The sequence below is a fragment of the Bacillus sp. PK3-067 genome (assembly GCF_056738645.1).
Map to the genome: position 1 here is coordinate 22,814 of NZ_CP096492.1, position 12,421 is coordinate 35,234.

Sequence of the window (12,421 nt, forward strand, 5' to 3'; positions counted from 1 at the left end):
TATTCCTGAAAGTAAACTTTTGAATAAAGGTTTACTTTCATTTATCACTCAAAAAAGACAGCAATAGATCAGCTGTCTTTTCTTTTTTGATTTATAAATATTCTATTTTTTAGGCATCCATGTATGTCCACAATTCATGCAACCATTAATAATATTCTTTCTACCTATAATTCCACTAATTAACGCTAAAGGAATTGAAAACCAGAAAAGAATCACCATTGAAAATGCTATAAACATATTTTCTCCAGCTAAACTAACATTAATTAAAGAAATTACATTATAAAACACAAATAAACAAAACAAAATTATAGCTACTCTTTTAAAACTATAACCACGTTTATTACCAATTACTTGATTTGATTTACACTTCCTACAAATAACTTTTCTTTTTACCTTTTCTTTTTGTACTGTCATATCCAATCATCCTTTTAACTATAAATTTCAATAAACTAATTATAAAATATAAAAACTACAATAAGATACAAATATTATCAAAATAAGAAAAGAAACCCTAAAAACCAGGTTCTTTTTCTTATTCTTCAATGTAAACTTTTCGATAAATGTTTACTTTCATTTATCACTCAAAAATAAGCAAAAAGACAGCAATAGATCAGCTGTCTTTTCTTTTTTGATTTATAAACATTCTATTTTTTAGGCATCCATGTATGTCCGCAATTCATACAACCATTGACAATATTTTTTCTACCAATAAATCCACTGAATAAAGTTATCGGTGCCCCTAGGAGCATCATTAAAAAAACAACAAATAAAGCCATACCCTGAAGTGGAGAATCTCGAGGAACTATTTCAACAACTATTCTAATAGCTATAAGTGTAGCTAACATAAGAAACAGAATTAAAAACATCCTTTTAAAATTATACCCACGTTTGTTACCAACTATTTGATCAGATTTACATTTCCTACAAACAACCCGCCTAGTTACCTTTTCTTTTTGTACTGTCATATCCAATCATCCTTTTAACTTTAAATTTTAATAAACTAATTATAAAATATAAAAACTACAATAAGATACAAATATTATCAAAATAAGAAAAGGAACCCTAAAAACTAAGTTCTTTTTCTTATTCTTCAATGTAAACTTTTAAATATTAGTTTACTTTCAAATCCTCTAGAACATTGCGCCCCAAACCAATTCCCTTGATATCATCAAAAATGATAAAAAAGTATACATTCAAAACGCTGTAAATAACCAAGAAAAAGCAACACTCTACATTCTAGCATTAACTTCTCCTGTGTCTGCAGCAAGGTATGTAATAAAGAAAATGAAATCATAAAATGTAGTTATCAGGTCGGAGGAAGGCACCTTTGGGTGTCTTCCTCCGACTTGAAATTCATAAAATTCCTATGTAATTAAAATAAAATTTTATACATTTCCATCAAACAAACTACTAATTATTTTCTTGATTTAATTCTTTTTCCTTAGTCTCCAAATAAGCCATGCACTCGTGCCAATCATTAAAACTTAGCTTATCCTCTTTCCCTTCTAACAACTCCAACGTCTCTCTTGCCTTTTTTAAATCTTCTACGTACAAATAAGATACTCCTAATATATAAACAAAATCATTTTGTAAATTCCTCTTATCTTTTAAAATATTAATTATTTCATTGTATTTAGGATTTTCACTAATAAACTCTAAATTTGCTATATATTCTTCAACATCTTTAACTTCAAATACATATGGATTTTCTTGCTGTTGTTTTTTTATTTCTTGAAACAAATCAATACTTTTTTGAATGTTTTGCTCCTCACCAATATCCACTAACACTTGAGCTAATAAATATTTACAAAATGTATCATCTGGGTTATCTACTAAACTACTCTCAAAACATACTTTTGATTTTAATAAATCTCTTTTTGTCCCTTTATAAAATACCATCCCCGCTAAAACCTTATCCTCAAAAATTTCTAGGTAATCATCATTATCCAAATTATGCTTAGTTCTTATCTTATCGTAATCTTTTTGTTCTAAATTTCTTAATGCAAATATCCATTCTTTCCCTTCATATATCTGTTCCTTATATTCCACAAGGATTGCAAATACTCTTTCAAATGTCAAAAATATAGTAACTGTTAAAAATAGCAAACTTATGGAACCTTGTGTTTTATTTTGTAAAATATTCGAAATTACAATAGGTATAAACACTATAAATACGACAAATCTTTTCGCTCTAATACTATCTTTATTAAAACTTGAATACGTAATTAAAATAACAAAAATAGCTGTCCAAAAAAACAAAATCTCCAATATATGGGCTACAAAGAAAGTATCTGGCACCATTGCATATGTAATAAATAATGTAACAAAAATAAAAATTGGCCCTATAATAACTAAAGATTTTTCTATTTTTAAATTTATAACTACTAAACGTAATATACTATTACTTATCGCTAAAATTTTCACCATTCTAAACTCATTATTATCTTTATTTAAATAAACTATAATAGCAGCAATAAATGCTATTAAAATTAACCATAAAAATACACCTTTAAAACTTATATATAGACTTGGTATTATAAGTAAAGAGGTTGGTAAGAATTCTCCCTCTCCTGCAAAGATATATCCTAAAGTTTTTATAAAAGATACAATAATGCTATTAAAAGTCGATAAGAGAGTAATAAAAACATATAGTAATGCTCCAAAAAAATACGAAAATAATAATAATGCCACTAAATCAATAGCATAAATACCCAATTTCTTTTTAAATTTATTCTCGAATTCATTCAATTCGTTTTCCCACTCATCAAATTTTAATAGGGCATCATCGAGCATCTTTATAATTAATAAAAATATTCTCAAAAAAGCCATAAATTATATTCTCCTTCCTGCAAAATTTCCTATTAAATTTAATAAATAATAGATTATTTAGCTATATAGAGAAAATATTATTCAATCTATATGTTAAATTTAAAATATAAATAATCCCATTTATTGATGGTATAATAGGCTTACTCGATAATTGTTGTATTTTTAGCAATATAATACCTACTTAGCACCAAATGTCCAAGTAAAAGAGAACTCATAAAACACCTTAAATTAATAAATTTAAATATAACTATTTTATTATAAAATAATACACTAATATTAACACTAAAAATTTGTTATAATTAGTAAAGAATTCTATTAATTAGATAGAGAGGATACAATATTATGGGTTATAAATTTTGTAGAATTATCCAGTTTTCCCCGGGTATGAAAATTAACTTTACATACACAGGTATGGGAGGGAACTCTATTTCACCTGAATCAAGAACAACAACTTATGTACCTGGAACTGGAATCTCGTATACACCACGAATAGCTGAGTCAAACAATTATTATATACAACGAGGATATCAAGGACCAAACACTTCCTATCCCACTATGGATGAACAAGATTACAATACGGTAAATGCATTTGAACCAGTAAAAGAAACCCAAACTTACCTTGTTACTGCTTTTCGTAAAAAGGATAATCAAGTAAACTCCGTAGGTAGAAAACTAATGAAACCACTTTCCATAATTACAGGCGTTTTTGCGGGCCTATTCTTAATTATGATGCTTATTATACCTGCTCTAATCATGGCATTCTTTTCTTTCCTATGCTATAAAAATATAAAAACACCATTTGCAGTTGTATGCCCAGAATGTGATGCTGAGAATCTATTCATTTTTGAAGAAGAGAAGATTGCTTGTCGTAAATGTGAGAGTACCCTTATAATCCAAAAATAAATGGTTCTCAAATTAACGTCTCTTTATTAGTCAAAACAATATAAATCTAATTATAAATATAAATAGATAAAAAGAGGGATAAGTGAATATCATTATTAACTTTGAAGCGTTTAATCCAACTATAAACGACTTAGCTATCAAACTTGCTATGGTACTGTTTATACCGTTATTTTTAGCATTGATTGTCAAAGTGATACTTATGAAATTTATAAAAGAATCAATTGCTGGCAGATTAGCAAGTCTATCTTTGTTATTCTTTATGTACTATGTATTTAAATTTATTACAGCGTAAAAGGCACCTTTGGGTGTCTTTTTTCTGCATTAAAAATGCCTACCTATTTCCCTAGGTAGGCATTTTGTGACTTTGTATTTGCGAACGATGATATTATGACAAAACTCCTTAATCCCCAAACTCTCTGATCGTTCTTCTGCAATACGCTTAAAATGGTTCTATGTATACTAGTCTAAAGTACGAGCAGCTGCATAGAACGATCCAGAACCACCATTTCTGTGAGTAACTTTAAGCTTATATTTACCTTTTGGAAGAGTATTGTACGTATTTGTAAAACCCTTTCCTGCTGCTAACGATCCAGAACCAATAACATTACCTTTTGAGTCTTTTAAAGACCAATCAAGTGTACCTTTAGTATTGTTTGTCATATGAACTCTCATATCTGCTTTTTTTACATGCTCGAACGGTACTTCTCTTTCACCATTCATCAGACTGAAATCATCTTTAAGTATTTGGGTACGTTGGACAATTGGTGCTGAATTTTTAGTATTATCTACACCTTCTGTACTTGCTGATGCTGCTCCAATCCCTCCAGTTAATGCGATACCAGTTGCTAATGTTCCTACTACTAATTTCTTAAACATAATAAATCCCCCTTAAATATGTTTTATAACTTGCACCTTAAATGTATCACTTTTATAAATTTTGTAAATATTTTCAATTTATATAAATATTTATTTAATTATTAACAATATTGGAATTGTATTTTATCAAATGGAAAATAGAGGAATTTTAAGATATATGTAAAAATGCATAATAAATCAAGCGAATATCATGATATACTCTCAAAGAGCTGATACAAAATTTCTTTAGATTGGAAAACTAAAGTCTTATCTACCTAAAAGGAAGGCGCCTTATGGCGTCTTTTTTCTATCTTCAAAAGGACCTGCTCAATTCATTCTTGAAAACATAAGGTAAAGTGAACCCATTAAAATCCATGGAATGAACCCTAGTTTTACCCTCTGATCTAAAGGAGGCACTATTATTATGGGATATGGTGGTAGTTGCGGCGAAGGCTGTGGTTTTGTTGGAGGATTCGCTTTACTCGTTGTACTCTTTATACTATTAATCATTATCGGATGCAGTTGCTTCTGCTAAAAAACTATTGGAAAAGGCACCTTAGGGTGTCTTTTCTTTTGTCCATTATATCCATTACGTACGCATTGATTTTTTATGTGCATTTGATATAATTACTGTATTAGTATTACAGTAATACAGTATGTATATAATAAAAGAAGAGATGCACTAACATCTCTTCAAGTAACTGCTACCGCAAGGTGGTCGGTTGCTTAAACTTATTTTTTGCGTTTAGAACCGCCCTTTCGCTTGCCGGCATTTGGGGCGGTTCTTTTATTTCGTTTACTGCTAACCTTCTTCGCTAGCTCATTCGCATAAGCTGTTGCAAATACTGTAAGGAATACCTTAGCAGCGTCATACAATAAATTAAATAAAGAATCCATTCGGTCACCTCCTTTCTCTCTAGAATCAGAGAAAGGATTGCAACCTCCCGCCCTCACAATATACAGTTGTTCTTATTCTATCATACTAGTACAATCTCACCAATATAAAATAACCCACCTATTTCCCTAGGTGCGCTATATTTGATTTTGCACTTATGCACGGTTGACTATAACAGAAACCTTTTAAATATCATTTATATGTAAAGTAATTGTAATTAATTTAATAACCCTAACACCTTAATAATCTCAATTGTTTTATTATCTTTTATTTTAAAATAAAGCCTTTTCCCTATACGTTCACTAATTACAATATTTCCAGAGGCTAATTTACGCAAATGTTGTACAATCAAATCTTCTGTAATTTTGGTTTGCTTACTTAAATCAGAAACTGACAACGATCCATATGTAATCAATTTACAAACAATTGATAAGCGAGTAGAATTCCCTAACAACCCTAAAACTTTTATACTTTCGGTATAGAAACTAAAATCCATATGAAAAGCATGTAACAGATCTTCCAACCTCCTAAAATAAGATGAATATCAACCAAAATATCTTAACATAAAAATAGTAAAAAACACCCTAAAATATTCCAATTATTCATTGAGAAAAATGATACTTGAATGGGAGTCCAATACATATTCTTAGAATTAAAGTGATTCAAGTCGGAGGAAGGCACCTTTGGTGTCTTTTTTTTATATTTATAACTTTTTTTAGAAAATATTTGAAATATTATACAAATAATTATATCATTATATTGTAATTAATTATAATTATAGAAATATTTAGGGGGATTTTTAATGAAATTAGGAAAATTAGCATTAGCCGGAGCATTAGCACTAGGTGGATTTACAGGATTGGCAGCATTGGACACAAAACCAGCAGCGGCAGCATCAAATGTTCAAGCGACAGTATCATATGACGACTGGGGAATTACAAATACATCTGAATTGTATCAATTTATTCCAGACTTACCGTATGAGTACAAACAACAATTCAATTACAGCTACAAAACAGGAGATTACTTCTCAATTATTGGAGCATATTCTAACTCTTTAGACTCTGATGACCAAATTAAGATTTTCCGAGTAGCAGACAATGGTAGCGGTGAATTAACTCGTTATAAAACAATTAATTGGCATACGGAATCTGCACTCCCAGGTAAAGCAATTTGGGATACTCAAATCACAGATAACTATGACTCAGGGCAATACGTAGCAGTCGCTTATCTGTATGGCAAACATTATAAATCTGGATTCTTTGTTATTAATAAGTAATGCTATACCGTCCTAAGCAAGACGTCATAAACTGCTTACTCTCATCTTAGATACTACAGCGATGGTTTCATACATAAAATACAATTATCAAGTCGGAGGAAGGCACCTTAAGGTGTATTTTTTTTGAATTTATAACTTTTTTTAGAAATTATTTGAAAAAATATACATAGTAGTATATCATTATATTGTAATTATTTAAATTAAAATATTTAGGGGGATTTTTAATGAAATTAGGAAAATTAGCATTAGTTGGAGTATTAACATTTGGGGGATTTACTGCAGTAGAAATGATTAAACCTACTTCACAAGCTGCAGCAGCTTATGAAGAACCATATTCTGATCCATATAATGATAGTTGGGGATTTCACGCTGAAACTAACTTTAGTTACCTATCAAGACTCCCGAATGCACATATAATTAAAAGTTCATATAGAGCTGGGGATATCTTCAATTATTCCTTAAATTCAATTGAAGATGGAGCAGGAGCTGTTATGAAAATTTATAAAGTGGAAAATGGAAAACCTGTACGATATAGAACTCTTTACCCACAATTTGATGCTAATCACCAAAACCCTAATTGGTCAACTGTGATTACAGATGTATACACTCCAGGTAACTATGTTGCTGTTATAAGACATGTTAATGATTCATTAGGTTTTTCAGCTAGCAATTGGTTTACAATTAATAAATAATAACAATTATCCTTGTAAACACCATCTTTATTGTAATGATAAAGTGGTTCAAGTCGCAGGAAGGCACCTTTGGGGTGCCTTTTTATTTATGGATTTTTTTAGAAAATATTTGAAATATAATACAGTAGATTATATTATTATGTGTGTATGATTTCTGGTTTTAAAAATTAATAGGGGGAAACAATAATGAAGTTAGGAAAATTAGCATTAATTGGTGCGTTAACTTTTAGCGGTTTTACTGCAATAGAAATGAGTAAGCCTACCTCACAAGCAGCTGCAGCTTACTCAGATCCACTTAATGATGATTGGGGATTTAAAACCATTGTGGATTTACAAAATTCAGAGGAAAGTACATATCAACCAGATTGGAAGATTGGAAATTTAATAACTGGTGATACATTTTACTTAACACAGCACTTTGGTAGAGAACATTTTGGTGCACAAATGAAAATTTTTAAAATCCACACAAATGGTACCCTAGAACGATTCCAAACAATAGAACCAGAATTTATTCCTGGAACAGAAATTTGGCAAACCCCTATCACAGATAGCTATACAAGTGGTACTTATGTGGCTGCAATTAAATATCGTGGCGAATTCACGTATTCAAATCAATTTACAATCAATTAGGGATGTAATAAATTGAAAAAAGGCTCACTTGGGTTTCTTTTCTTCTGTACATTATATCTATTACGTGCTCATTGATTTTTTATGTACGTTTGATATAATTACTGTAGTAGTATTACAGTAATAGCTTGTGTATATAATAAAAGAAGAGATGCGCTAACATCTCTTCTAATAACTGCTACCGTCAGGGTGGTGGTTATATCATTTATTTTTTACGAAACCCACCCTTTTGCTTTGGACGGCGACGAGGAGTGGGTTTCTTGTTATCTTTTTCTAAAATTTGTTTCCTAAAAACATACGCAGAAACTTCACGTACAATGGCTTTCACAAATTCTTTTAGAAGCTCAAACAAAAACTCCATAGGTATATCACCCCCTTTCCTTCCAAATGGAAAGAAGGGATAACCAATCACCCTCACAATATACAGTTAATCCTATTCTATCATACTAGTACAATCTCACCAATATAAAAAAGACCACCATTACTGGCAGTCCTTTTTGGGTAGTTTTAGAAATTAAATTATAACATATTAATATACAAATTATAAATATGTTTTTCCCAAAGATACTATGAGTTTTTATAATTCTTAATTTCTAAATTTTCATTGCATGATAAATTTTCCTATAAGGATTAACAAATAACATTAAAATTATCAATTGATTAGATTATTAGAAAAAACTGGTTATCTATATAAGTATTTGGTAAAATACAGATATAATTTAAGAGGATAAAGTTAATATAGACCAACTAAGTAATGGTAAGAAAATGTTTTATTGCATAAAAAAAGGCTCCATTACTGGAGCACTCAAAATAAATAAACGAATTAAAACAAGAAACAGACAATTTAACTATATAGATAAAATATAAATAAATCTATATATATGTAAAAATGCATATAAAAACTCTATTTATTGATGCTAGAATAGGTTTACTCGATGATTGTTATATTTTTTATGGTTTTCAAGCAATACAATACCTTCTTAACACCAAGTTTACCAGTAAAAGGAGACATCTTAATCGATGTCTTCTTTTCTTATATAATAACAACATAATAAAATTAAGATGGTTCAAGTCGGAGGAAGGCACCTTAGGGTGTCTTTTCTTTATGGGGTAGCACCAACAAAACGCGAATTTCGTACGCTAAGAGAAATTCCAAAAAGCCAATTCCTATTTAACTTAGAGGAATTGGCTTTTTTTTGATTGAGCTTTCTTTTGATTGTTTTAATGAAAGATATATTGATAATAAACCGTTCAAAGTCAAGAAGATAACCAGAATTCTAGTAAGTAGTGCAATATCGGCAGAAAATACTTTTATCGAATGCCATGGAGAACCTGTACTATAAATTAATAACGGAATAAAAGTAATAGATATAACTAAAAGTATAATCCCGGAGATACGCCATAAGCTTCTTTTACGAATCTTTCCTGATTTGACCTTTACTAATTGATAAATAAACATTATAAAAAGTAAACATAATATTCCTATCATGGTCAGTTGTATAATAGGATTATATTTAGATACATCAACGGGCTCTTTCTCATTTAAAATATTGATAATCCCTTGTTTCAGGTGTATAAGTGTCTCTTCTTCTAAAATATGATTTTTATTAGTAAGAATTACACCTCCCCAACCCGTTTCTGGTATAAAGAATACTTCTGCATGTGAATCAGAGGTTGAACCAGAATGCCATATCATTTCTTCTTTAGAATTTGGATTTGAGATTCTTACACCAAGACCATAATATCGATTTTCACCAGTTTGAACATAAGGCGATACATAAAGATTCATAGTATTTTTGCTTAAAAAATTGTTACTGTCGCGCTGACTAAGTAATCTAATGTACTGGATCATATCTGTCGCACTTGCAGTTATGTATCCATATGGTGCTCCTCCATTATCATATGTTACTGAACTTTTTCGAGGGATCCCTAACCAAGACTGATATCCGGCCAAATATCCTTTTTCATATGCCGTATCATTGTCGGCTGCAGCATTCCTCATACCTAATGGTAAAAAAACTTTTTGTTCCATGTACTCAGAATATGGTTGCTTGGTAACTTCTTCGATGAGAGTACCAAGAATTAAGAAATTGGCATTACTATATTGATGTTTTTCTCCAGGTACGGCAGTCAACCTAACGTCCGATAAACTTTCTACATTTTTCTTTATAGCACCCAGATCTTTAGATTCTCTATCTGATATAGATAAGCCAGAATAAGTACTTATCCCACTTGTTTGCGTAAGTAAATGTTTAATTGTTATTTTGGATGCATCTTTTTTATTTTTAAGTGTAAACCATGGAATATACTTTTGGACTGGATCATCTAAATGAACTGTACCTTCTTCAATTAATGTCATTATAGCTAAGCCTGTTAATGATTTACTTATTGATCCTATTGTAAAGGGAGTTTCAGCAGTTACTTTTTCTTCAGATTCTCCCGTTACACCCCATGACTTAGAATAAAAAATATCATTCTTATGAACAATAGCAATAGAAGCTCCTGGAATCCGATGTTCTTCTAAAAAATTTTCGACATAGCTGTCTATGGTACTTTTAATATCTTGTTCGGCGAATACATACGAGGTTGGTAAAAACAAAATAAACACATTAAATAATAAGCACACAATTGTAGCTTTTATCATTTTCATTTTATTTCACCTGTTTAAATTTATTTTTCGTATATAAAACATTACAAATATGGAGACTAACAAGGAAGTAGAAAAGCTAATGAACATTAGTAAGAAGTTCCACCATGAATTATCTGATATCTGATAAAAGATATTATAATCGAACGAACTGTTAGTATTTAGTGGATTAAAGGACTCTGTTAAAAACATTGATAGTATTAGTTGCAAACCGAGATAAGTAACAATTAAAGTAAATAACCCTATCGCGAATAAAATTCCCGTTCTACCTTTGGACTTTCGTATGTGTTTTATTTCAGAATGAAGATCTATTCCATTAATCTCTAAAAAATCTTTGACAAATGTTGTTGCATCCCCTAATTCTTTTATGCTATTTTGGCCGTGTTCACGAGATTCTTGAATATGCTCTAAAAGCTGTTGTTTAATATTCTTTCTATGTTTTGAACTTATTTGATATTGCTTTAACTCATCGAGAACTTCATCTAAAAATTGTTTTTCTTCGATGGTCAATTTAATATTCATTCCAATTGATCTCCTTTCGAACCATTTTTAAGTAAGGATTTTATATCCTTTTGTAACTCTAACCACTCATTGATTTTTTTTTGAAGATACAATTCCCCTTTTTCATTTATTTCATAATAAACTCTAACCTTGCCGTTTTCCGTCATTTCACGGTAAGTATTAACCCACTCTTGGTCTTTGAGCTTAGTTAGAATAGGATAAATGCTGCCTACTCCTTTCAATTTTAAATTGTGTTCTTCTAATTCCTTCATAATTTCATAACCATAGCTTTTTTCCTTTGACAAAATAGATAACACACACATTTCTAAATGACCTTTAATTAAACTTGTTCTATCCATAGGATAAATTTAACAAAAATATATACTTCTTTCAAGTATATATTTTTAATAAAAGTAAAATAGAATAAGGATCGAATATAAGTATTGATAAAAACTTCCCTTTAACGACCGTTTATGGAACTTGTTTGTTTTTAAACAAAAGCGTTAAAAATCCATCCATATCAAGTGCCAAAACCCATATCCAAAAACAAAGTTCCTTTTTTTAATTCAACAAGGTTTTTGGTACTATTTTAATAGATATATTTAGATAGGAAGTGAAACAATTTGATTTTTGGTTATGCTCGTGTCAGCACAGAAGAACAAAATCTCGATATGCAAATAGATGCTTTGCAACAATATGGTATAGATAAGTTATATCAAGAGAAAATGACAGGAACAAAAAAAGATCGTCCTCAGCTCGAAGAGTTGCTAAAGGTATTACGTAAAGGCGATAAGATAGTCGTTTACAAACTTGATCGAATTTCTCGATCTACAAAACACCTAATTGAGTTAAGTGAAAAATTCAAAGAACTGGGTGTAGATTTTATTTCTATTCATGACAACATTGATACATCTAATGCTATGGGGAAATTCTTCTTTCGAATGATGGCAAGTATTGCAGAATTAGAAAGAGATATTATTAGCGAACGTACCAAAACAGGATTAAACGCAGCTAGGGCTCGTGGGAAAAAAGGCGGAAGACCACAAAAACATACAGATAAGGTAGAAATGGCTCTTAAAATGTATCAAAGTAAAGAATATAGCATTAAACAAATTACAGAGGCTACCGGTCTAAGTAAAACAACATTGTATCGATACATTAACAAATAACCTCATTACTTTTATAAATGGAGG

17 protein-coding genes are annotated in these 12,421 nt (G+C 30.1%); 7 read left to right on the plus strand and 10 right to left on the minus strand.

Annotated features, from left to right (window positions below):
* Positions 1 to 102: 102 nt before the first annotated feature.
* The 3 genes from M1D73_RS29355 to M1D73_RS29365 all read right to left on the minus strand — a co-directional run bounded on the left by M1D73_RS29355 (position 103) and on the right by M1D73_RS29365 (position 2,829).
* Positions 103 to 414 carry a hypothetical protein gene (locus M1D73_RS29355; RefSeq protein WP_234574516.1) on the minus strand — a complete coding sequence of 104 codons (312 nt, stop codon included), beginning with the start codon at positions 412 to 414 and terminating at the stop codon, positions 103 to 105.
* 230 nt (positions 415 to 644) lie between these two features.
* Positions 645 to 965: a hypothetical protein gene (locus M1D73_RS29360; RefSeq protein ID WP_061665820.1), complete on the minus strand. Its 321-nt coding sequence runs from the start codon at positions 963 to 965 to the stop codon at positions 645 to 647.
* Positions 966 to 1,410: 445 nt separating this feature from the next.
* Positions 1,411 to 2,829, minus strand: coding sequence for a hypothetical protein (locus tag M1D73_RS29365; protein ID WP_336458761.1), 1,419 nt, complete (start codon positions 2,827 to 2,829; stop codon positions 1,411 to 1,413).
* Between the two features lie 342 nt (positions 2,830 to 3,171).
* Between M1D73_RS29365 and M1D73_RS29370 the strand changes: the two genes are divergently transcribed.
* Together M1D73_RS29370 and M1D73_RS29375 are read left to right on the plus strand one after the other, a co-directional pair.
* Positions 3,172 to 3,732: a hypothetical protein gene (locus M1D73_RS29370; RefSeq protein WP_336458760.1), complete on the plus strand. Its 561-nt coding sequence runs from the start codon at positions 3,172 to 3,174 to the stop codon at positions 3,730 to 3,732.
* Positions 3,733 to 3,814: 82 nt separating this feature from the next.
* Positions 3,815 to 4,024 (plus strand): hypothetical protein, encoded by a 210-nt coding sequence (locus tag M1D73_RS29375; RefSeq protein WP_065212548.1) that lies wholly within the window; start codon positions 3,815 to 3,817, stop codon positions 4,022 to 4,024.
* Positions 4,025 to 4,191: 167 nt separating this feature from the next.
* Here M1D73_RS29375 and M1D73_RS29380 read toward each other — a convergent pair whose 3' ends face one another.
* The gene (locus tag M1D73_RS29380; protein ID WP_086404382.1) at positions 4,192 to 4,608 is read right to left on the minus strand and encodes a hypothetical protein; all 417 of its coding nucleotides are present in this window, start codon (positions 4,606 to 4,608) and stop codon (positions 4,192 to 4,194) included.
* A 403-nt stretch (positions 4,609 to 5,011) separates the two neighbouring features.
* On the opposite strand from M1D73_RS29380, the gene M1D73_RS29385 reads away from it, so the two are divergent.
* Positions 5,012 to 5,122, plus strand: a complete 111-nt coding sequence (locus M1D73_RS29385) for a YjcZ family sporulation protein (protein ID WP_088325598.1) — start codon at positions 5,012 to 5,014, stop codon at positions 5,120 to 5,122.
* A 197-nt stretch (positions 5,123 to 5,319) separates the two neighbouring features.
* Here M1D73_RS29385 and M1D73_RS29390 read toward each other — a convergent pair whose 3' ends face one another.
* On the minus strand, positions 5,320 to 5,484 hold the full coding sequence (locus M1D73_RS29390; protein WP_166572563.1) for a hypothetical protein: 165 nt from the start codon (positions 5,482 to 5,484) through the stop codon (positions 5,320 to 5,322).
* A 215-nt stretch (positions 5,485 to 5,699) separates the two neighbouring features.
* Positions 5,700 to 5,978 carry an ArsR/SmtB family transcription factor gene (locus M1D73_RS29395; RefSeq protein WP_336458789.1) on the minus strand — a complete coding sequence of 93 codons (279 nt, stop codon included), beginning with the start codon at positions 5,976 to 5,978 and terminating at the stop codon, positions 5,700 to 5,702.
* 306 nt (positions 5,979 to 6,284) lie between these two features.
* Between M1D73_RS29395 and M1D73_RS29400 the strand changes: the two genes are divergently transcribed.
* The 3 genes from M1D73_RS29400 to M1D73_RS29410 all read left to right on the plus strand — a co-directional run bounded on the left by M1D73_RS29400 (position 6,285) and on the right by M1D73_RS29410 (position 8,083).
* Complete coding sequence (locus M1D73_RS29400) at positions 6,285 to 6,761, plus strand: DUF5065 family protein (RefSeq protein ID WP_061660559.1); 477 nt, start codon at positions 6,285 to 6,287, stop codon at positions 6,759 to 6,761.
* A 224-nt stretch (positions 6,762 to 6,985) separates the two neighbouring features.
* Positions 6,986 to 7,453, plus strand: coding sequence for a DUF5065 family protein (locus M1D73_RS29405; protein ID WP_481158051.1), 468 nt, complete (start codon positions 6,986 to 6,988; stop codon positions 7,451 to 7,453).
* Between the two features lie 186 nt (positions 7,454 to 7,639).
* Entirely contained in the window at positions 7,640 to 8,083 is a 444-nt protein-coding gene (locus tag M1D73_RS29410; RefSeq protein ID WP_000765890.1) for a DUF5065 family protein, read from the plus strand.
* Positions 8,084 to 8,285: 202 nt separating this feature from the next.
* Here the strand turns inward: M1D73_RS29410 and M1D73_RS29415 are convergent, their stop codons facing one another.
* From M1D73_RS29415 to M1D73_RS29430, 4 genes are all read right to left on the minus strand, one after another.
* On the minus strand, positions 8,286 to 8,441 hold the full coding sequence (locus M1D73_RS29415) for a hypothetical protein (RefSeq protein ID WP_000394762.1): 156 nt from the start codon (positions 8,439 to 8,441) through the stop codon (positions 8,286 to 8,288).
* An 810-nt stretch (positions 8,442 to 9,251) separates the two neighbouring features.
* The gene (locus tag M1D73_RS29420; protein ID WP_271044383.1) at positions 9,252 to 10,730 is read right to left on the minus strand and encodes a serine hydrolase domain-containing protein; all 1,479 of its coding nucleotides are present in this window, start codon (positions 10,728 to 10,730) and stop codon (positions 9,252 to 9,254) included.
* Between the two features lie 6 nt (positions 10,731 to 10,736).
* Positions 10,737 to 11,249 carry a hypothetical protein gene (locus tag M1D73_RS29425; RefSeq protein WP_153579705.1) on the minus strand — a complete coding sequence of 171 codons (513 nt, stop codon included), beginning with the start codon at positions 11,247 to 11,249 and terminating at the stop codon, positions 10,737 to 10,739.
* Positions 11,246 to 11,587: a PadR family transcriptional regulator gene (locus tag M1D73_RS29430; protein WP_153579706.1), complete on the minus strand. Its 342-nt coding sequence runs from the start codon at positions 11,585 to 11,587 to the stop codon at positions 11,246 to 11,248. The genes M1D73_RS29425 and M1D73_RS29430 overlap by 4 nt, the downstream gene beginning before the upstream one ends.
* Positions 11,588 to 11,851: 264 nt before the next feature.
* Here M1D73_RS29430 and M1D73_RS29435 point away from each other — a divergent pair, with 264 nt between their 5' ends.
* A complete protein-coding gene (locus M1D73_RS29435; protein ID WP_090694678.1) occupies positions 11,852 to 12,397 on the plus strand; it encodes a recombinase family protein in 546 nt (181 codons plus the stop codon).
* The last annotated feature ends 24 nt before the right edge of the window (positions 12,398 to 12,421 follow it).

What these genes read in the sequence shown, in the direction of transcription:
- M1D73_RS29380 (WP_086404382.1), bottom strand. Translation starts at nt 4,608, where the DNA reads ATGTTTAAGAAATTAGTAGTAGGAACATTAGCAACTGGTATCGCATTA.
- M1D73_RS29385 (WP_088325598.1), top strand. Translation starts at nt 5,012, where the DNA reads ATGGGATATGGTGGTAGTTGCGGCGAAGGCTGTGGTTTTGTTGGAGGA.
- M1D73_RS29370 (WP_336458760.1), top strand. Translation starts at nt 3,172, where the DNA reads ATGGGTTATAAATTTTGTAGAATTATCCAGTTTTCCCCGGGTATGAAA.
- M1D73_RS29405 (WP_481158051.1), top strand. Translation starts at nt 6,986, where the DNA reads ATGAAATTAGGAAAATTAGCATTAGTTGGAGTATTAACATTTGGGGGA.
- M1D73_RS29415 (WP_000394762.1), bottom strand. Translation starts at nt 8,441, where the DNA reads ATGGAGTTTTTGTTTGAGCTTCTAAAAGAATTTGTGAAAGCCATTGTA.
- M1D73_RS29365 (WP_336458761.1), bottom strand. Translation starts at nt 2,829, where the DNA reads ATGGCTTTTTTGAGAATATTTTTATTAATTATAAAGATGCTCGATGAT.
- M1D73_RS29430 (WP_153579706.1), bottom strand. Translation starts at nt 11,587, where the DNA reads ATGGATAGAACAAGTTTAATTAAAGGTCATTTAGAAATGTGTGTGTTA.
- M1D73_RS29360 (WP_061665820.1), bottom strand. Translation starts at nt 965, where the DNA reads ATGACAGTACAAAAAGAAAAGGTAACTAGGCGGGTTGTTTGTAGGAAA.
- M1D73_RS29355 (WP_234574516.1), bottom strand. Translation starts at nt 414, where the DNA reads ATGACAGTACAAAAAGAAAAGGTAAAAAGAAAAGTTATTTGTAGGAAG.
- M1D73_RS29420 (WP_271044383.1), bottom strand. Translation starts at nt 10,730, where the DNA reads ATGAAAATGATAAAAGCTACAATTGTGTGCTTATTATTTAATGTGTTT.
- M1D73_RS29425 (WP_153579705.1), bottom strand. Translation starts at nt 11,249, where the DNA reads ATGAATATTAAATTGACCATCGAAGAAAAACAATTTTTAGATGAAGTT.
- M1D73_RS29410 (WP_000765890.1), top strand. Translation starts at nt 7,640, where the DNA reads ATGAAGTTAGGAAAATTAGCATTAATTGGTGCGTTAACTTTTAGCGGT.
- M1D73_RS29400 (WP_061660559.1), top strand. Translation starts at nt 6,285, where the DNA reads ATGAAATTAGGAAAATTAGCATTAGCCGGAGCATTAGCACTAGGTGGA.
- M1D73_RS29390 (WP_166572563.1), bottom strand. Translation starts at nt 5,484, where the DNA reads ATGGATTCTTTATTTAATTTATTGTATGACGCTGCTAAGGTATTCCTT.
- M1D73_RS29395 (WP_336458789.1), bottom strand. Translation starts at nt 5,978, where the DNA reads ATGGATTTTAGTTTCTATACCGAAAGTATAAAAGTTTTAGGGTTGTTA.